The following is a 19,881-nucleotide window of genomic DNA, read 5'->3' as shown; positions in this document are numbered from 1 at the left end:
CATTTTTGATGAATATCTTCCTAAATGGAATTATAGAGCCATTCCTCAAAATAACTGAAATGCATAAGTTATTTATTTTTCATTCCTTATTTTCTTGTTCCCCCAGAATTGGGGGCTAGGGGGCGAATTTACAATCCATTGCCAATCAGGATAAATGGTGACCAGTAATAGGGATGTGAGTAGTTGTCAGTGGGCTTAGCACCTCCTCTGTAGACAACAGCAATATTCCCGCGCTGGATATTATCTTTTGCGGTGATTTTCTTTTGTAAGAGACTGAGTTGCGCTTGCTGTATGGCTTCAGACTTCGTCACAGGAGCAGAATCTGAACTCTTAGAGAGATTGTTGTAAAACTGTTGCATCAATAGACTGGTGCTGTCATCGCTGACTTCCCAGAGTGAGGCAATCACTGACTTTGCACCAATTCCAAGAAAGAAGTAGCTAATTCCTGAGATTTCAGTTCCATCGCCATTGGTTCCACCGAGAGCAGTCTGACAAGCAGATAGCACTACTAAATGGAGTTTGCTTAAGCCTCGTAACTTTTTGATTTCAGGGATAGGAAGGGTTTTGCCATTACCTAAAACTAGGAAGGATTTGTCAGGATCTCCTGAAACAAATTTTCCGTGGGTGGCGATATGCGCGATCGCATAGCTACCGAGATTATCCAATAAAGAGTCCTTGGTAAATGTGCTGTCTAGAAGCTTAATCCCGTCATAAATACCTTTGGTGGGATTATCAGCAGTACGCACGATCGCATTGATTTCGGTGAGGACATTAGGGAGGGATGAATATCCAGAGACAGGTTGAGATAGTCCTGCGGCGAGGACGGATGTGTTTTTGGCTGGGTTGGGTAAGCGGGAGGTGGTGTCGGTCAGTCCTGCGGAAATAATTGTGGCGATCGTGTAGTTCTCAACGAGGTACTTTTTGCCATCATAGAGAACGCCCATAGGGATGTATCGGGTAACGGAGTCAGGCGCGAAGACAAGATGTTTGATGTCATTAGCGCTGAGTTCGGCTTGCAGTTGTGGTGGAATTAACCATTCCCGCAATTGCTGACTAGTCTTTTGAAGTTCTTCTAGGTTTTCAGGCGATTGCAGGAGATTGCGAAGTTTAAGAACGTTGCTGCTGACTTTTTCTAAGCCGATATTAGGAACTTCAATACTTTTGGTAATGCCACCTTTAGAAGCCCATAGCACCCAGATTTTATCTTTGAGAATGAGGTGATAAATGAGAATGGTTTTGGGTTGGGCGGTAACAATCTCTTCCATTTTGCCAGTTAGGTTTGGGTCGAAGAATGCTTTGTCATTGGTCGTGCGATCGCGTATTTCTTTGACTAAGGTTTCGACTGTTTTGTCATATTCAGTAGCAACGACTTGGCGTTGTTTGATCAGTTGACTGATTTCTGGACATTTTTTCTGCTCACATTCATCTACACGCAATCCGAGGGCGATCAGGCTGCTATGTTTGTCGAGGGTTTTGGTTTCAGTTTTATTAGTAGCAATGCCGTTGGTGTCGTCTACGGCGCGTGTGTTGCGGGTATAGGCACGAATTTCTTCGACTTTGAGGAGTTCTAATACTTGCTGGGCTTCGAGAATGCGTCCTTGTTTGAGGAGTAAATCGGCGAGGTTGCGATAGGTTTGGGCGATCGTGCTTAAGTAAGATTCCTTTTCGTCTTTGCTTAGTCCTTTGATATCTTTGCGAATGGATTCGTAGACATTGACAGATTCTTTATAGAACACTATAGCTAGTTCGTGTTGGTTCTGCTTGACGAATAATTCGCCAAAGTTATTGAGTGAGCTTCCTTCACCAGCACGATCGCCTATTTGCTTTGTGATAGCTAAAGATTGCTGGAATAAATCAATCGCTTTCTGATACTCTCCTAGCTTTCCGTATGCAATACCAAGATTACTAAGTGAAGACGCTTCACCATCTCGACTACCGATTTTCTTTGCGATTGCTAAGGATTGCTGAAAAAATTTAATTGCTTTCTGATACTCTCCTAGGCTTCCGTATGATCTACCGAGACCGCTGAGCGAAGATGCTTCCCCTTCGCGACTACCGATTTGCTTACTAATGGCTAAAGATTGCTGAAAAAGATCAATTGCTTTCTGATACTTTCCTAGTCTTCCGTATGCAATACCAGTGTTATGAAGTACTGTCGCTCTGCCGTAAGGACTAGTAGAATGCAAAGCTGACTGATATAATTCAATTGCCTTCTGATATCTTCCTAGTGAGTGGTAAACACCACCTAGGTTAATGATTTCACCAATCGGATCATTACCAATTTTTTTTGCGATGTCGATGGCTTCCTGAAATGATTCGATCGCTTTTTGGTATTGTGCCAACTTATCATAAGCAAGTCCAAGATCATTTAATGCTGCTCCTGCACTTTGTTGATCGCCAATTTGTTTTGAAATTACTGAAAGTTGCTGATAAAAATAGACTGCGTTCTGATACTGCCATGTCTTCTCATATATGTTGCCAATAGTGTAGAGTATACTTGCCTCGCCATTATGATCTCTGACTTTTCTTGCTATGGCTAATGCTTGCCGATAATACTCAATAGATTTTTGGTAATTTCCTAGAGAATAGTAAGCATAGCCAATATACTTAAGGGAATCTGCTTGATCTTTGAGATTACCAACTTGTTTATATCTATCAACAGCCTGCTGGTAATATTCGATCTCTTTTTGGGTCTGGTTGATCGAAGAGTATGCATTGCCAAGATTAAAGAACAAATGTCCCTCTATATTGGGATCTCCAATTTTTTTTGCGATTTCTAAAGCTTGCTGATAAAGGGAGATTGCTTTTGGATACTCCTCAAGATCCATATAGGCATTTCCCAATTTTTGGATAGCATTGCTTGTTCCTGTAGGGTCTTTATTCTGACGATAGAGTTCTAAAGCTTTCTCTAATGTCTTGACTGCCTCTCGAAGTTGATTCTTTTTGATTTGTTGATCACTTAGTTCTATCAAGCTTTCAGCTTCTGCTTTACGATCTGATGTAGTTTGGGCAGAGACAGACTCACACACCATCACCTGTACAGGCAAACAACCCAACACCAAAGCAATTAACACAGATCCCAACTGATTACGCATAGCTTTAAACATCCATTTACTTACAAAATTTCGCGATCAAAAATATAGTTTTTGTAGGGGCAACGCATTCCCACAGATATTTATCCATTTAGCCAAAATTATTAAATGGAAATGCTTTGCCCAAACCTCTCAGTATAGCGATCGCCTGTTAATTGCGAAGAGGGTTTTGCATTTGCAGATCGATATAGTCAGGTAAAAGCAAAGAACGCCCAGATCCCCGACTTTTTTGTAAATTTACAAATCCCTTGTGATGAATTTGAAAAAGTCGGAGATCTCAACTTCTGCTTATTCTCCCACCTTAATCGTCACCAACAGAGCTGCCAACGTATTCATATCCATCGTGCTAGAGGTGTTTCTTTTTGCAGCAAGATTTGCACGAGTTGAACTTGTGAGATCGCCAAGCAATCCAATAATTGTCTCCTCTGGATCTCCTATTTCTCTCAGTTCGCCACTTCTGCCTTGGAGTTTGTTCAAACCCTTAAGCGCATTTCGCAACGGTTGCACACTTGCCAATACCAACACATCAAATGTACCTGCTGGTCCTTGCACCTCAAAATCAAATTTATCGCGACCTGCTCTAGGAACTTGCAAAGTATCGCCTGACTTTAGCAAAGAAGCATCTTCCGCCGCACTATATTCTAATGGATATAACAGCGTCATATCACCACTAGAACCGATCGCTAAAACACCCACATAGAGATCCTGTTTTTCGCTGTTCTTGATACTGACTTGCAGATTCGTACCAGGTTTGACCTTTTGCGAAAAATCGATCGCTTTCGTAGCAACTGTATTGCTGCTGCGACTCGTACCCGCTCTGCCAAAGGTTTGACCAGCCCGCCCGACGGGATGAATGTTCACTTGGACATTTAACTTTGACGATCGCGGATTGAGTAGAGACTGCAACACCTTACTGGCTAGCAAAAGTTTAAACTTCGATTTTAAACGCCTGATCGCCACTTCAGGAGATTCACCCGCAATACCAAAGGAGTCATCGATCGCTCGTTCTTTGGATGTCGAGAATAAACCGATGCTAGCTAATGCGGGGACATTGGTGAGCGATCGCTGCAATTTCGGGCGATCGCTTTCTTCCACTTTACCGAGAATGAAGTCAACCTCACCAGTTCCCAATTCCACAGCTTTAAGGCGATTAATTCCTTGCAATGCTTTCTGAATACTTGCCACATTACCCAACGAAGGATCGATACCAATATTCAAGCTCAAATCATTAGGAATACCACGCACTTCTTCTCGTAAAAGCGCTCCCTCTTTGATCGCGCTAGGATCTCCATCATTAAAAGTTCCTTTAGCCGTTAATCCATTCCGCTCATCTAGGCGTAAGGTTGCCAAGGTTTTTCCATCCTTCTTATCGACGATCGCGAAGATACTATCTTTACCAAGAGCGTTTCCTGCATCGATGCCGCCCATCCAGAACGTAGCTTGTTTACCTTCCACCTTGATGATCGCAGCTTCGGCAGATGTTACTGTTGATGTTAGATCATAGAACAGCGCTTTGTTGTTAGTATCTCCTGCTTTACAGGTAGCTTTGCACTCCACTTCAGGATCTTGGTCATGGTCGCGAGTAGTCCGCAGGGAAATATCAGCGATAGCACTGGTGAGATAGGTGTCACCTGTCTGCTGCCAGAGATATTTGGTCATGTAGTAGGTAAATACACCTGCTTTAAAGCCCGTAAACTCAGCGTCAATGGCGAATTGGCTACGATTGGCGGAAGCGATCACTGTACCTTTAGCGATCGCAAGACGACGGCGTTTAAATTCTTCGGGAGACAAGTTCAATTTGCCTAGCCATTGCTTTTGATATTCCAGTTCCATTTGACTAGGAATATCATTGGAACCAGTAATACTATTAGCCCGAGTGATTGCTCTAATCCGCGAGTTGCCACGCTTGCCGCCGCCTGAGTGACAGCTATCGAGTACGGCGGTGAAATTATCAGTCTTGATCGCTGACATCAACAGAAATAGGGTGCGTCCCATGATGTCCGATACTTCAAAATTGTCGCCAACCTGCTTGACGGTGCGATCGATGGGTACAAAGGTGCTATTTAATCCATCGGCGGTATCGAGGTCTTTTACCCGTGAGCCATGTCCTGAATAATGGAAAACGACGACATCGCCTGGTTTGGCTTGTTTGATTAAATGTTCTTCAAAGGATTGCAATATGCCTTCGCGAGTGGGTTTGATCGCAGTATTGTCATTGACGATGAGGATGTCTTTGGGATTGAAGCCGAAGCGATGGACGAGGAGTTGATATTGTAGTTCGGTGTCGGTGACACAGCCATAGAGAGGTGCGGTGGGATAGGCATTAGCGCCAATCAGGAGGGCAAGTTTGCGAGGTGTGTTTTGGGCAAGGACTTTGCCATAGCGATCGCCCATGTTCAGTAGGTCAAATTGGCTCATGCCCATTGCGGCGATCGCTGATCCACCAAATTGCAAAAACTGACGACGTTTGATCTGTGTCATGACTGATGCTCCTTAACTGTTTTGATGTTGCTCTACCGATCTATAGCTTTTAGCTTATCCGAGGATATGCAGTTTTTAAGTAAAAGGTAAAAAGGAAAAAGTTCGAGAATCAAATTTTTTCGAGATTGTCACAGCAAAAGTTATCGTAGGGGCGAAGCATTACCGCAACCATCCATGCATTGCACCCTAATCATCAAACGGTAATGCTTCGCCCAACACCTCACAACGTAGCTAAAATCCATTTCCAATCAAGATAAATGCTGACCAGTAGTAGGGATGTGATAATTGACCAACTTGCGGACTTGGTACTGTTTCCACAATTCTGATGCCAGTGCGATCTCTACTTGTCGCTTTTTTATTGCTGCGAATCATCGCAATTTGAGCTTGTCGCAGGGCTTCAGAAGATGAAATATTCTTTTGACTTAGGTTCTTGTAGAGCTTTTGCATCAGTTCACTGGTTCCGTCATCGCTGACTTTCCAGAGTGAAGCGATCGCAGCACCAGCACCTGCATCCTGTATCCGATAACCCAATCCCAAAATCTCTACACCACTGCCTAACTTTCCGCCGATCGCAGTTTCACAGGCACTCAGAACTACCAAGCTAACGTTAGTTAATGACCAATTCGCAATGTCCGTAAGCGTGGCTTTGTCACCATCACCAAAGATGATAAAGGAGTCTTCAGCGCGACCAACAGCAAAGTAACCATGAGTAGCAAGATGGATGATTGTATTCCTTTTCATCTCTTGTAAAGTCACATTTTTACTGAATTGCTGGTCAATCAGAGTGGTGGTTTTGGGGAGCAGGGTGGCGATCGCTTCAACTTCGGTTTTGGTGGCGGGTAATGCGCCAAAGGGAATGGAGCGATCGCCGAGTTTGATATTGTGGCTATTGGTGGCGGCGGCGGCAAGCACCGATGGAAGCTCGCTGTAGTCTCTAGGAGTAAAGTCGGTTAAGGAACTGGCGGTGATATTGTTGATGCGATATTTTTCGACTAGCCATTGTTTGCCGTCATGGAGGGCTGCGAGAGGAATGTAGCGCAACTGTCCATCGGGGGCATAGATGATCGTTTGAATATTTGCCTGTTGTAGTTCGGTCTCAAAAGGTTTGATGATCCATTCATAGAGTTGTTGTGCATCTTTCTCAACGTTAGGGGAGGAGGGATCGCGTAGGTTAGACAAAAATCCTGCGATCGCGGTGTTAAGTTGTTCGCGTTTGATCTTAGTAGTTTTGCGGATTGGTGGGGTGTTGGCGGTGATGATGATCAGTTCGAGGCGGTCTTCGAGGATCAGGGGATAGAGAATGACAGCGTTTTTGACTTTGCGAAGGTTGGAGCGGAGTCGATTAAATTTCTCAATATCCACGTTTTCCGCTTTCTCAATGCGCCGCAGTTCTTCAAGTTGTTTTTGAATGAGAGGAGTATTTAAGAAAGCATTAAATTGTTCGTTGCGGTTAATTTCTTGGTTGGTAAGTTCAGAGAGTCTTTGCTTTTGGGCTGGGGTGAGTTCAGCGAGTTGTTGCAGTGCTGTGAGTTCGTTACCGAGAGCGATAATGTTTTGTTCTGGGCTTTGCAAGTCAACGCCTTGAGCGGTTTGCTCGTTGCCGCGCACGTTTTTTAGATATTCGTTGAGTTCTTCGACTTTGAGTAGGTCGAGGACTTGTTGGGCTTCAAGGATGCGGTCTTGTTTGAGAAGGAGATCGGCGAGATTGCGATAGGTATTTTCGACTGTGGCTAAATAGGATTTTTGGATATCTTTATCGAGTTTGCTGATGTCTTTGCGGATCGCTTCGCGGACGTTGATTGATTGTTTGTAAAAGAGAATCGCTAGTTCGGGGCGTTTTGCTCTGGATAATACATCTCCTAGATTGGCAAGAGCTAAACCTTCGAGCCTTCTATCGCTAATTTCCCTAGCAATGGTCAAGGCTTGCTGATAAGAAATCATTGCTTCTCGATTTCGATTCAGTTTTTCATAAGCAGAGGCTAAATTATTCAACCCATACATTTCACCGCTACGGTCTTTGATTTCCCGCGCGATCACTAAGCTTTGCAGTTGGAACTCGATCGCTTTGTCATATTTGCCGAGGGCGCTGTAAGCGATTCCCAGACTTCCTAGCGACTGTCCCTCACCACGACGGTCTTTGATTTCCCGCGTAATCGCTAAGCTTTGCAGATGGAACTCAATCGCTTTGTCATATTTGCCAAGGTAATAGTAAGCGTTTCCCAGACTTCCCAGCGACTGTCCCTCACCGTGACGGCTTTTGATTTCCCGCGCGATTTCTAAGCTTTGCAGATAGAACTCAATCGCTTTGTCATATTTGCCGAGGGCGCTGTAAGCGATTCCCAGATTTCCTAGCGCTCCTTCTTCACCGAGACGATATTTGATTTCCCTTGCAATCGCTAGGAGTTGCAGATGGTAATTGATCGCTTCGTCATATTTGCCAAGGTAATAGTAAGCGTTTCCCAGATTTCCCAGTGCTGCTCCTTCACCAAGACGGTCTTTAATTTCCCGCGAGATTACTAATCTTTGCAGTTGGTAATTGATCGCTTTATCATATTTGCCGAGGTTTTTATAAGCGATTCCCAGATTTCCAAGTGCTGCTCCCTCACCGATACGGTCTTTGATTTCCCGCGCAATTTCTAATCTTTGCAGTTGGGACTTGATCGCTTTGTCATATTTGCCGAGGGAAATGTAAACGATTCCCAGATTTCCTAACGACTGTACCTCATCAAAACGGTCTTTGATTTCCCGCGCGATTTCTAAGCTTTGCAGATGTAACTCGATCGCTTTGTCATATTTGCCGAGTACTCTATAAGCTTCCCCCAAAGTTCCCAGTGCTGCTCCCTCACCACGACGGTCTTTAATTTCGCGATAAATATTCAGCGCTTGTTGATATGATTGTAATGCGGCTTCAAATTGGCTAATTTGATATTGCTGATTCCCTTGCTTAAACAGTCGATCTGCCTCTTCTTTTCGATCGCCTGTTGCCTGTGCCACCAACCCAAAATCTGATCGCAACTCCTGTACTTCCGCACCAAAAACAACCTCTGGAAAAGTCACAACAGACATCCACAAAGGACAAACAACCAGAGAAATAGCTGACAACGACAGTCCGTAGCGAGAGCGTAGATTCATAGCCATATCACCGATTTGCGTGCTTACGATTCTACATACATATCAAGCGATCCGACCATATGCAGTTTTATAGTTGATTCAATTAAAACTTAGAGGATTGTAATCCGCAGATCGCTTGAATACAAAGCTTTTCTGGTCTCTAGAAGTTATTTGAAATTACTATATCAAGGAAAAAGGAAATCTCGTAGGGGCGAAGCATTACCGCAACCATCCATGCATATCACCCCAATCATCAAACGGTAATGCTTCGCCCAAACCTCCCGCAGTCACAGATAATCTACAAACCGCCAAGAGGGTCAAGCATTTGCGTACAGAGATTTCTGTGAAGAGTTTAGATATTGTGGCGCAAATGCTTGACCCCTACAGGTTATTGTTGCTGTTGGTGCGATCGCAATCAAATCACCCCTAACGCGCCTTCAACCAAACATCCAAATCCGCAACCTTCTCAAAATCCAACACCGCCTCCGCTAACTCCTCCAACTGCTCAGCCGACAATTTTTCAAGCCGCTTAACCGTCCTCAGCGACACCTTACCAAACTTTCGCGTCAACAACTTTACAGCAAACTGCTTCAGCCCCTGCTGCCTACCCAAAATCTGTCCGCGTTGTGCGCCAATCTTTTCACCCTCAAGTTTGCCCTGCAACTTGCCACGCTGCTCACCCTCTTGCACCGCCTCTTGATAAATTCGTGTTTGTTTTAGATCGCCTAATGTAAACATAGCCTCAACCTCCTCTCGACTCATTCTGGGAAACTTGTACATCAAAACCGTCTCGATAAATTCTATCACCCTTTCCCGATCGCCTTGCCCCACACGATCCGCTAAACGTTGTGCCAAAGCGATCGCCTCACGCTCAGGCGCAACAATCAACCGCACAATTCCGAGATTTAGCGACTCATCCTGTGGCAACTCATCCAGATACACCCGCACAATGCGATCGCTAGCAAACAATTCTCGAAATTGTTTCGGCGGTTCGGTTTCAATGCTGCGTTTTGCAAAAATGGCTACCGCTTGCCAATCATGTTCAGGCTTGTACTGGCTCAAATACAAGAAAATTTCACCGATAAATTCCCAATAGAACTCGGCACGTTTTTGAAACTGGACTTCCACGAACCATAAATTTTTATCCAAGGAGTCAGGGACAAAAATACCATCAAATCGAAAGGCTTTTTCCTTGATTTCAACAGAAGTAAAATGATAACCCTCTGCGGCTTCAGGCGGTAACCCCACCAATTCAAACAGCAAATTATTAAAGGTTTGGAACAGTTGAAAGAAAATCGTATCAGTACGCATAGAGGATAGATTATCAGAAAATTGCTTGCAGCACTTTACCTTTTACACAAATCAACAGGAATCTGCTGCCAAATAGTTCTCAACTCCTGAGATGGACGCAGCACTGATAGAATCTCCCGCATTGCATCCACAAATAACCCCTGCGAAATAAAATATTGCGATCGCTTTCTTGACCACTCTTCCGCACTCACCCATTTCTTTGTATCTCTAATTTGAGAATTTAATTCCGTAAGCTCTAGAGTCACGCGATCGCGTTCCGATGACTCGATAACTTGAAAAGGAACCCGAAATGTTGGCTCAGTTTCATTCACTGCAAAGCGATTAAAAATCCACCATTCATAATGCGCTCCCGCTAGCAAAGGAGTCCCAGTATAAAGCCATTGACGCGCCTCGCTGTTTACCAATTGACTCCATAGCGGCGCAGCAACACCTTTAGCATGGACTTCAATCTTACTGATTGATCCCTTCCAGACAAACAATAAGCGATCGCCCGAAGTACGCTCAATCCCATCAGGAAGGCGGCGCGGAGAAATCGCACAAAACTCATCACCACGACCACCCAGAGGAGGCTTCGGGCGGCGTGAAAAACTTTCTAAAATATTGTCCCAAGGAGAAGCTTGTATGGTTTCAATAGGAAACACACCTTGCCCGATCGCGATCGCCACCAATATTCCACAACACCAATTAACGCGCACCATGAGACTTTCTCCTTAAAACAGGTAAAACACAGATCCAAAATGTCAATGAAGGCAGCAACCAAGGCAACAAAACTAAGCCTGAAATATACCATTGCCAACTTGCCACAGCATAGATTGAATTAGTGATGACTAAACCGATCGCCCAATAAGTTCCACGCCGATCGCGCTGTAAATAGATCAGAGCCGTAGCTCGACCTAAAATCAATGCGATCGCGATCATCCACAGATCGGGAATGGGAACAACCAGATGTCGCGATCGGAAATGATGCACCGTGTAAGCATGGGCTTCCGCACCCACAAACGCATGGGGAACCGTAGCGATCGCAGGATATTTATTGCGCCAATAAGCGATCGCCATCGGTACTGAGAAATTATCCTGTCCTTCGCGATCAACTCCTGCCTGTCGATAACCACCTGGAGCAATGATCACAATCGGATGAGTTGATAGAGAATTAACATCAAAGTTATCGCTCAATACCTCTTTTGCCGTAATTGCCTGAAATGCGCGATCGGGAGGAATCGAAAAATCGAGAATCGGTTGTAACCAAAGCTGGTCAAATTTTTGAGAAAAATTATAAATTGCTGGCAATCGTAAACGATGTAAATAATTGGTTAAATCTGAGCGCTGAGGATTTGCTTTAAGAGATTCTATTAGTTGACTACGCAAATCACTGCGACTGTCTAGACTGGGTTTTGGTAGGCTCGGATCGTTCCTCAGGGATACCGCCGAGGCAAGAGCCAATAGATAAGCAAAAGGACAGCGATCGCTACAACTTACTTGATTAGGGAGAACTTCCATATACCAAGGCGGCACATTTACATAACCGCGCAGAGTTGCATTCGGATTTACTACCGATGGAGAGAGAGCCATTTCATCGGTGACTACCCAAGCATTCGGACCCTGTACCGTCGCAAAAACGATCCAAATCTGCTTACGGACAGCATTCTCCACTGTTTCTCGCAATTGGCGATCTTCATCAGGATACTCTTGCATAGAGCTATCTAACAGATAATCGATACCAATTACCTTGGGTTGCAACTGCTGTACTTTATCGAGAACTTTGGCAAGATAACGGCGATCGAGAATATTCTTTTTGCGTCCATCCAAATGCTGAATCGAAGCTTCATCAATTTGCACCAGCAGCACGGGAGGTTTGGCAATCGGCACTTGCTGCGTGACATCACGATAGATGGCTTGCGTCCAGACACGGGTTTCGCGTAACCAGTCTTGGGCAGGATACCAAAGACTGAGAGCCGCTAGAGTGCTAACAGCGATCGCTTGTTTGGGAGAGGGGAGTAATTTCCCAATCCTTCTCCGCCAATTTGGCGGTGGTAAACAAAAGGGAACTGCCTCAGGATGACAAAATAGTGACGGAATTAAATAAGCGGATGGATAAGTGAGATTCTTTTCTAATTTCAAATGTTGACAAGCGACCAAGAGTGCAGCGCGGACATCTTTACCCTCGGCTAAACTGGGTAGGAATCTTGCCAAAAATTCTTGGGCAACTTGATTCTGAATCGGTTCGCGCATCACCGCGACTTGACTTAACCCCAAATCAATGAGCGCTTCGGCAATGCTTAAACCATTGCAAGAATTGAACAGCGCAAACTGTAGCCCTCTAGTTTTTGCGAATAATAATTGCGGCGCAATTTCACTCAGGAAAATCGATTGATTCGGCGCGATGCCTAGCTCTCCACCAGAAATTGCACTTTCATTACTATGTCCCGCAAAAAAGAGAATATCCCAACCCCGTTCGTCAGCGATCGCAAGGCGAATTTGTTCCTTCAGATCGTTATTGTCTTTGCCCGCTTGCCAACCGATAAAAGTGACTTCCGCAACTTTTGATAGCGATCGCAAAGCAAAGCGATCGGCTTGAAAGTCTAACCCCGTATCATCCCCCAAAACCGCAAGTACCCGTAATTTCCCCTGTCGCTTTCTCTGTGAAACTTCCGCCCGAATATTTGCAGGCGATCTCGAAATGCGAATTGGTTTAGTGATCGCTAAAGTCGTGGCAATTTCCCATGTCTCCCAAGGAAATCGCGCGAGTTCTAGCGCCTCGCAGGTGAGAAAAACATCAATTACATTGGCATTATTCGGCTGCGCGGATGCTCTAGCAATTTCAGCGCGAATTGGTACGAGTTCCGCACTATTGAGCCAATAATGGAACTCCGCTAAAAATTGAGCTTCTGCTTGCACGAGATTAGCCCGCCAATCAATTGTCGGAGCAGGAATACTGCCGCTACCCTTAACTTTGGCTCTTAAGGCGGATTTGTAAAAATTCAAATAGGCAAGTTGCCAAGTTTGATAAAGAGTCGTGAGCGTCTCTGGAAATGTTAAACGCGCTGACAATTGCTGTCCTTTTCCCCATGTCAAATCAAATAAGCATTGGCGCTCAATATGCCAGACCTTAAGTTTATATAGCATCGATTTACTCAGCTTGAAATGCAAAAGGTGGTAGCGATCGCGTTGTGCCATCAGCGAGAGCCGCAGTTACTAAAAAGCGTTCCTCTGGAGTGCCTTCCACTTCTGCAAATAGATAGGCTCCTCGTGCTTCTAATTGTCGTTCCACCAGTACGCCCGTAATATCAGAAATCTGCAAAATCAAATCTACTGGTAAATCTCGATCCGTAGCCTTGCCAAGAATGGCAAGCAATGACCATGCGATCGCGCCATCGGTTGCGACCTCAGAACCAATCACGGCATAGAGTCGCAACGGATATTCACCAAGCTCGAAATCTTGATAGGCGGCGCGAGCATTACTGGGCAATCGCATTCCTGTACGCTCGATCGCAGTCAGGATTGTCTCTAATTCCGAAAGTGGGGAACGGTTTAAAGTCGCTCCCGATGAGCGTAAACCTGATGCACTGGCGACGGGGGGTAATAGTACCCAAGTTAGATCGTTTACGAGAGCCTGCCATTCTTCCTGTAACCATTGGGCGGTATCGATCGCAGGTTGAGTCAAAAGCTGTAACCATGAGTAGCGATCACTAGCGATCGTAGGCGCGAGACTCGGTAAATCAATCATGGCTGGAGATGCACAGCGCCAATATAGCAGCAGGTTGTCACAATCAGGCTCAAACCATGCTTGCGGTATTTCGTACTTCCAATCTGTACTTAGACTAAGTTCAGACTGTCTAGCGATCAGGTTGTCAGCGCGCAACCACCCTTTAATAATGGCTTGTTCTTGTTCTTCATAAAGTTCCACTAGCACATAGAAATGCGGTCTAAATTCTGCTGATTCTATGAGAATCCGACTTAGAGAAATAACAGTATCTGGTTCGCTATCAATGGGAATTAGACAAACTCGAAACTGATTGACGGTAAGTCCATAGGTAGCCGCGATCGCTCCCGCTTGGGTTGGCTCAAATACTGAAGCATTGTCTCGTTCTAGTCGCACATCAGGAGCGCGTTCTTGTAACCATGCTTCAAACCCAAATAGGGCAAGGGCATTGAAATAGGCTTGCCATTGTTGCGATCTCATGGTCACAAGTTCGCTCAGGTTTGCCGCCGTTTGCAAGCTGTCAGATGATAGGGCGATCGCGTCATTATCCAAAGTTTCAAACTCGTTTATCAAAGCGTTCATTTTTTCTATTGTACAGATCATGATGGATAACTCCGATTATCTAAATGTAAACAAAGGCGGCGGGAAAATATGGTTCCTGTGGTGTGGCTTTTGGTGGTTTTAGCATCGGTTTCGGCATCTCTGAGTAAGAGGTCAACTTGCTCGGCAAGAGCATTGCTGATTTCACGATCTAGGGCAATTAAGCGATCTAGACTAATATGCTCAGCCGCCAGCTCCGTTACTTTTGCTTGCAGGGATTGCAATAAATAATGGCGGACATCAGCGCGAAATTCCTTGAGCTTTAGTAAACGGGTCACTTCAAACTGCGCCTTTAATCCCACTTGAGCCGCAATCTCGCCCATCGTCATCCCCTGACAATGAAATAGCTGCAATGCGATCGCAAAGATTTTGGCTTTCTGTTGTGCTTTTGTACTCTTGCCTTGCAGACGGACAGTGATCGCTTTTTCAAAAGCACCATCGAGGGAGAGCAACATCAGTTGGCGATAGTTTTGTAAAAACTGAGTCTGTCCTTCTATTTCCTGACCATGATCGGTGATCGCAATCGTTTCGATTACAGGTTTAGTGCTAGGAGCATCAATGGAGGTAGTAGGCAGATTTCCGCGCACATGGATGCGATGTTGGCGTAGAAGTTGGGCAAGGGCTTGGAGACGCTTGAGGATCGCATCAGGGGCGATCGCTGTTTTTAAAAGTTGAGCGATTTGCTGTAGTTGGGTGGTGGTGGGTGGTTGACATTGCCCTAAGGCTTGACCCTGTTGACGTAGACGTAGACGCTCTTGGCGGTAGATGGCATGGTAACTCTCTAGAAGAGCGATCGCCGATGCAATTTCTGGCTTGGTCAGTTGATGAAAGTCAGAGAGAACTCGTTGCAGTTTTTTGGGGTTAGTGTCATTGAGAATCGCCCAATCACTGAGGAGGTAAACGCCATGCTGGAGCAAAAAAGCATTTAGTTCGCGATGTTGTTTAACTAGCCTTGTCGTCCAAGTGGATAGGTTGCTGCGCTCTGGGTCAAATTTTTGTAAAATCTGATAGCTCACTGGTTGATAGGCACTGTGGTCAGACTTGCCATCATCATCAAGGACATAGGGCAAAATCTCCTCAAGACTGAATCCGTAGTGATTGCCAAATTGGCTATTTAGTTGAATGCAAACTTGCAAAATCTGATGGGAAATATAGCAACGCAAGCAGAGAAAAGCATTGATTTCTTGAGCCATGACTTGCCATAGAGCCTTAGCGATCGCGCGATCGTCGAGATCATCTATGTCGCTCTCATCAACTAATGGATATCTTTGCTCAAAATAATTTTTTGCCCTAGAGATCACATCAGTCCGAGTCTTGCCGCTACTGTCCAAGCGCACTAGTTGCCAATACCGCCAAAGAATCGCCATTTGTTCAACCTATGCTAATTGCATCACTTTGACAAGCGAAAGGATGCTGCCAATTTTGTAAGCTTTGTGCCACGATCTCTTCAGATATATTGAGAGTATATTCCATGTCATACATGGCTCTATTGCTCATATTTGTATGCATCATCGACTCTACAATACTTGAGCGATCGCCGAAATGATCTTCTATTTCCTTAAAGGTCATAAACTCGGCGATCAATTCTGGCTGATAGTAGCCTTTGGTGGTTTCGATCAGTAAAATCCCGATCGCTTCCATTGATGAGTAGGCGCGTTTGTAGCAACGTTTATGGGTTAATGCGTCATAAACATCAAGAATCTGCACGATCCTCACTAAATAAGGAATCTCTTCACCAATTAGGCGATCGGGGTAGCCACAGCCATTCCATAGCTCATGGTGATGACGAATGATCTGGGCAACTTCACGCATTGAGTCTGGCAATGGACAGAGGCTTTCACCAATCTCTGTATGTTCTTTAATGACTTGATGTTCAGAGACGGTCAATTTCGCAGGTTTAAGGAGAATCTCCAAAGGAATGGCACTTTTGCCGATGTCATGGATATATGCGCCCCATACAAGTAGTTGGCGATCGCGTTTTGGGAGTGCAAGGTATTCGCCAAATTGTTGAGCGGCGAGTGCGAGGCGTTCACTATGTTGTCTTGTCTCTGGATCAAGGCGGTTGATGATATCTGCGATCGGGGGTAATGTTTGTTGAAGTTCTTGTAATTGTTCGTAGAGGGCGTAGTAGCTCATGAAGGTATGTCCTGTCTGGTTTTTTATTTTGGTCTTGCCTATACATACCTATTACGTCTTTAGAGCATATGCAGTTTTATGTAAGTTGTCAGTAAATTTTGCTTACAATCCATTACCGATTGCAAAAAATGCTGACCAATAATAAGGATGGGATAATGTCGAGGAAGTTGGCACTGTTCCCACGATTCTAATTCCAGCGCGATCGCTACCTGTCCCCTTCTTGTCGCTATTAATCATCGCAATCTGTGCTCTGCGTAATGCTTCCACAATCGAGACATCGCCTTTTTTTAGTTCTGCATAAAAAGCATCCATGAGGGCTTGTGTACCAGCATCATCAACTTTCCAGAGAGAGGCGATCGCATTTTTGGCTCCTGCTTTTTGGACTTGATAGCCAAAGCCTAAGATTTCTACCCCTTCACCGAGTTTGCCGAGTCCAGTCTGACAGGCACTCAAGATGATCAAATTGATATTGGGGATTTGCCAATCGGTGATTTCGTTGAGGCGGATTTTGTCGCCATTGCCGAAGATGATAAAGGAGTTGTCTGGTACACCTGTGTTAAATTCGGCATGGGTGGCGAGGTGCAAAATATTATAATTTTTGAGTTGAGATTCGATCGCTTGACGACTAAATTTGTCTTCGATAAAGGTAACTGAGTTGGTGAATGAGTTGGCGATCGCTTGGACTTCTGTGATGGTGGCTGGTAAGGGTGATAATGTTGCTTCGCCAGTTTTGTGATTGACGTTGCCATAGGCTCCTGCGAGGATGCTGGGTTGTTTCTTGGGGTTGGCGGTGAAGTCGGTGAGGGTATAGGCGATGAGGTTACTAATGCGATATTTCTCGATGAGCCATTGTTTGCCGTCATAGAGGGCTGCGAGAGGAACATAGCGTAGTTGTCCATCGGGTGCATAAAGGATAGTGTCGGCTTTGAATTGGAGCAGTTCGGCTTCGATGGGTTTTATCAGCAGATCGTAGAGTTTGGCGGCGGGTATTTTGACATCTGCGTAGCCGTTATTTTGCAGTCCTGCTCTAAAGTCTGTGACTAATTCTTGGAGTTGATCTTTGGAGATTTTGACGGTGCGGCGGATGGGGAGGTTGTTGGGTGAGAAGAGGATGATTTCGAGGCGATCGCCTAGGATGAATGGATAGAGTAATACGGTTCCCTGCGGGATCTGGTTGAGATAGTCGGGAACTTTGTTGATTTCGGTTTTGGGAAGTTGTTGGATTTGATTGGCAAGTTGATTGTTGATGTCTTTGCTGTTGTCAGGGCTAACCGCTAACAGCTTATCGCTAAGGGCTTTCTCTGGTGCTAAAAGTCTGACACCTTGCGCCGATCTGTCGCTGCCTTTGATGTTTTTGAGGTAGTCTTCGAGTTCTTGGACTTTGAGAAGATCGAGAACTTGTAGGGCTTCGATGATGCGGTCTTGTAGGAGGAGGGTATCGGCGAGGTCGCGATAGGTATATTCGACTGTGGATAGATAGGATTTTTGCAGGTTTTTATCGAGTTTGCTGATGTCTTTGCGGATTGCTTCGCGGACGTTGATTGTTTGTTTGTAAAAGAGGATTGCGAGTTCGGTTTGTTTTTGTTGAGCAAATAGCGATCCCAGATTATTGAGAGACGTTGCTTCACTATTGCGATCACCAATTTGCTTCAAGATAGGTAAGGACTGCTGATAAAAATTTATGCTTTTCTGGTACTGTCCGAGACTGTTATACGCAATTCCCAAATTATTGAGAGACGTTGCTTCACCATTGCGATCGCCGATTTGCTTTTGGATCGCTAAGGATTGCTGATAGAAATCAATCGCTTTCTGGTACTGTCCGAGACTATGGTATGTACTGCCAAGATTATTGAGAGACTTTGCTTCACCATTGCGATCACCGATTTGCTTTTGGATCGCTAAGGATTGCTGATGGAAATCAATTGCTTTTTGATACTGTCCGAGACTACCGTATGCACTGCCCAGATTATTGAGAGACCTTGATTCACCATTGCGACCGCCGATTTGCTTAAAGATTGGTAAAGATTGCTGGTAGAAATCAATTGCTTTTTGATACTGTCCGAGATTGTCGTATGCAAGTCCCAAATTATTGAGAGACGCGGCTTCACCATTGCGATCACCGATTTGCTTTTGGATCGCTAAGGATTGCTGGTAGAAATCAATTGCTTTCTGGTACTGTCCGAGACTTCTGTATGCAAGTCCCAGATTATTGAGAGACGTTGCTTCACCATTGCGATCACCGATTTGCTTTTTGATCGATAAGGATTGCTGAAAGAAATCAATTGCTTTTTGATACTGTCCGAGATTGTCGTATGCACCACCTAGATTACTAAGTGACGTTGCTTCACCATTGCGATCGCCGATTCGCTTTTGGATCGATAAGGATTGCTGATAGAAATCAATCGCTTTCTGGTACTGTCCGAGACTTCCGTATGCACCACCCAGATTATTGAGTAACTTTGCTTCACCATAGCGATTGCCGATTTGCTTTACAATTGGTAAGGATTGTTGAAGGAAATCAATTGCCTTCTGGTACTGTCCGAGACTGTAGTATGCACCACCCAGATTATTGAGAGACGCTGCTTCACCATTGCGATCACCAATTTGCTTTCGGATCGATAAGGATTGCTGATAGAAATCAATCGCTTTCTGGTACTGTCCGAGACTGTAGTATGCACCACCCAGATTATTGAGAGACGCTGCTTCACCATTGCGATCACCAATTTGCTTTCGGATCGATAAGGATTGCTGATAGAAATCAATCGCTTTCTGGTACTGTCCGAGACTGTAGTATGCACCACCCAGATTATTGAGAGACGCTGCTTCACCATTGCGATCACCAATTTGCTTTCGGATCGATAAAGATTGCTGATAGAAATCAATCGCTTTCTGGTACTGTCCGAGACTGTAGTATGCACCACCCAGATTATTGAGAGACGCTGCTTCACCATTGCGATCACCAATTTGCTTTCGGATCGATAAGGATTGCTGATAGAAATCAATCGCTTTCTGGTACTGTCCGAGACTGTAGTATGCACCACCCAGATTATTGAGAGACGCTGCTTCACCATTGCGATCACCAATTTGCTTTCGGATCGATAAAGATTGCTGATAGAAATCAATCGCTTTCTGGTACTGTCCGAGATTATTGTATTGTAATCCTAAACCAAGAAGTGACGTTGCTTCACCATTGCGCTCCTTAATATCGCGATAGATCCCTAGAGCCGATTCAAGTACTTGAATAGCTTCTCGATAGCGACTGGTTCGGGATAACTGAAGCCCTTGCTGGATTAGGCGATCTGCCTCTGTTTTACGGTCTTGTGTTGTTTGAGCAGCAATAGGTTCTAGAAAATAGAGCGCAGAAAAAGAAATTGGGGCAATGGATAAAACCAACGTTGCAAGGACACCACCTGCCAGCGATCTAAAACTAAACGATTTCAGACTCATCTT

Annotated in this window: 10 protein-coding genes; all 10 read right to left on the bottom strand. The window is 44.9% G+C overall.

The window, feature by feature from the left end; translation table 11 throughout:
• Window positions 1-128 precede the first annotated feature (128 nt).
• Window positions 129-3,095, bottom strand: coding sequence for a tetratricopeptide repeat protein (locus CQ839_RS22710; RefSeq protein WP_181016304.1), 2,967 nt, complete (start codon window positions 3,093-3,095; stop codon window positions 129-131).
• A 285-nt stretch (window positions 3,096-3,380) separates the two neighbouring features.
• Window positions 3,381-5,573 carry a caspase family protein gene (locus CQ839_RS22705; RefSeq protein ID WP_103670579.1) on the bottom strand — a complete coding sequence of 731 codons (2,193 nt, stop codon included), beginning with the start codon at window positions 5,571-5,573 and terminating at the stop codon, window positions 3,381-3,383.
• 231 nt (window positions 5,574-5,804) lie between these two features.
• Window positions 5,805-8,705, bottom strand: coding sequence for a tetratricopeptide repeat protein (locus CQ839_RS22700; RefSeq protein ID WP_181016303.1), 2,901 nt, complete (start codon window positions 8,703-8,705; stop codon window positions 5,805-5,807).
• A 405-nt stretch (window positions 8,706-9,110) separates the two neighbouring features.
• Entirely contained in the window at window positions 9,111-9,995 is an 885-nt protein-coding gene (locus CQ839_RS22695) for an Rpn family recombination-promoting nuclease/putative transposase (RefSeq protein WP_103670577.1), read from the bottom strand.
• 35 nt (window positions 9,996-10,030) lie between these two features.
• A complete protein-coding gene (locus CQ839_RS22690) occupies window positions 10,031-10,693 on the bottom strand; it encodes a hypothetical protein (RefSeq protein ID WP_103670576.1) in 663 nt (220 codons plus the stop codon).
• Complete coding sequence (locus CQ839_RS22685) at window positions 10,680-13,118, bottom strand: CHASE2 domain-containing protein (protein WP_103670583.1); 2,439 nt, start codon at window positions 13,116-13,118, stop codon at window positions 10,680-10,682. Before CQ839_RS22685 ends, CQ839_RS22690 begins: the two co-directional genes overlap by 14 nt.
• A gap of 4 nt (window positions 13,119-13,122) precedes the next feature.
• Window positions 13,123-14,277, bottom strand: a complete 1,155-nt coding sequence (locus CQ839_RS22680; RefSeq protein WP_181016302.1) for a DUF1822 family protein — start codon at window positions 14,275-14,277, stop codon at window positions 13,123-13,125.
• A gap of 17 nt (window positions 14,278-14,294) precedes the next feature.
• Window positions 14,295-15,662, bottom strand: a complete 1,368-nt coding sequence (locus CQ839_RS22675) for a hypothetical protein (protein WP_103670574.1) — start codon at window positions 15,660-15,662, stop codon at window positions 14,295-14,297.
• 4 nt (window positions 15,663-15,666) lie between these two features.
• Window positions 15,667-16,431 carry an HD-GYP domain-containing protein gene (locus tag CQ839_RS22670; protein WP_103670573.1) on the bottom strand — a complete coding sequence of 255 codons (765 nt, stop codon included), beginning with the start codon at window positions 16,429-16,431 and terminating at the stop codon, window positions 15,667-15,669.
• 102 nt (window positions 16,432-16,533) lie between these two features.
• The gene (locus CQ839_RS22665) at window positions 16,534-19,878 is read right to left on the bottom strand and encodes a tetratricopeptide repeat protein (RefSeq protein WP_181016301.1); all 3,345 of its coding nucleotides are present in this window, start codon (window positions 19,876-19,878) and stop codon (window positions 16,534-16,536) included.
• Window positions 19,879-19,881: the final 3 nt, after the last annotated feature.

This window comes from Pseudanabaena sp. BC1403, assembly GCF_002914585.1.
Classification (GTDB): domain Bacteria; phylum Cyanobacteriota; class Cyanobacteriia; order Pseudanabaenales; family Pseudanabaenaceae; genus Pseudanabaena.
The sequence above is the reverse complement of the archived record's forward strand: the minus strand, read 5'-3'. Positions and strand labels throughout refer to the sequence as shown.